This is a genomic window from Burkholderia sp. RF2-non_BP3, assembly GCF_001522185.1.
Lineage (GTDB): Bacteria > Pseudomonadota > Gammaproteobacteria > Burkholderiales > Burkholderiaceae > Burkholderia > Burkholderia diffusa.
The window spans coordinates 1-1172 of sequence record NZ_LOSU01000035.1; the positions used below are offsets into that span (position 1 = coordinate 1).

Sequence of the window (1172 nt, forward strand, 5' to 3'; positions counted from 1 at the left end):
TCGACCGCAAGCGCGACGCCCATCCCGCCGCCGATGCACAGCGACGCCAGCCCGCGCTTCGCATCGCGCTTGACCATCTCGTGCAGCAGCGTCACCAGGATCCGGCAGCCCGACGCGCCGATCGGGTGACCGATCGCGATCGCACCGCCGTTCACGTTCACCTTCGACGTGTCCCAGCCCATCTGCTTGTGCACCGCCAGCGCCTGCGCCGCGAAGGCCTCGTTGATTTCCATCAGGTCCAGGTCGCCCGGCGTCCAGCCCGCTCGCTCCAGGCAGCGGCGCGATGCCGGCACCGGACCCATGCCCATCACGCTCGGATCCACGCCCGCGTTCGCGTATGCCTTGATCCGCGCGAGCGGCGTCAGGCCGAGCGCCGCCGCCTTCTGCGCCGACATCACCAGCACCGCCGCCGCGCCGTCGTTCAGCCCCGACGCGTTCGCCGCCGTCACCGAGCCGTCCTTCGAGAACGCCGGCTTCAGCCCCGCCAGCGATTCCGCCGTCACGCCGTGACGCACGAACTCGTCGGTCGCGAACTGCAGCGGCTCGCCCTTGCGCTGCGGAATCGACACCGGCACGATCTCGGCATCGAAGCGGCCGGCCTTCTGCGCGGCCTCCGCCTTGTTCTGCGACAGCGCCGCGAACGCGTCCTGCTCCTCACGCGTGATCCCGTATTCCTTCGCGACGTTCTCCGCCGTGATGCCCATGTGGTACTGGTTGTACACGTCCCACAGGCCGTCGACGATCATCGTGTCGACCAGCTTCGCGTCGCCCATCCGGAACCCGTCGCGCGAGCCCGGCAGCACGTGCGGCGCCGCGCTCATGTTTTCCTGGCCCCCGGCGATCACGATGTCCGCGTCGCCCGCCACGATCGCGTTCGCCGCCAGCATCACCGCCTTCAGGCCCGAGCCGCACACCTTGTTGATCGTCATGCCCGGCACCGCGTTCGGCAGGCCGGCCTTGATCAGCGACTGGCGCGCCGGGTTCTGCCCCGAGCCCGCCGCCAGCACCTGGCCCATGATCACTTCGCTCACCTGCTCGGGCTTCACGCCCGAACGCTCCAGCACCGCGCGAATCACCGTCGCGCCCAGCTCCGGTGCCGCGATCTTCGCGAGCGAGCCGCCGAATTTGCCGACCGCGGTCCGCGCGGCCGATACGATCACTACGTCCGTCAT

Annotated in this window: 1 protein-coding gene; it reads right to left on the bottom strand. The window is 70.0% G+C overall.

The window, feature by feature from the left end; genetic code table 11:
- A partial coding sequence (locus WS45_RS19160) for an acetyl-CoA C-acetyltransferase (protein WP_059691841.1) occupies positions 1 to 1172 on the bottom strand: 1172 nt, incomplete at both ends.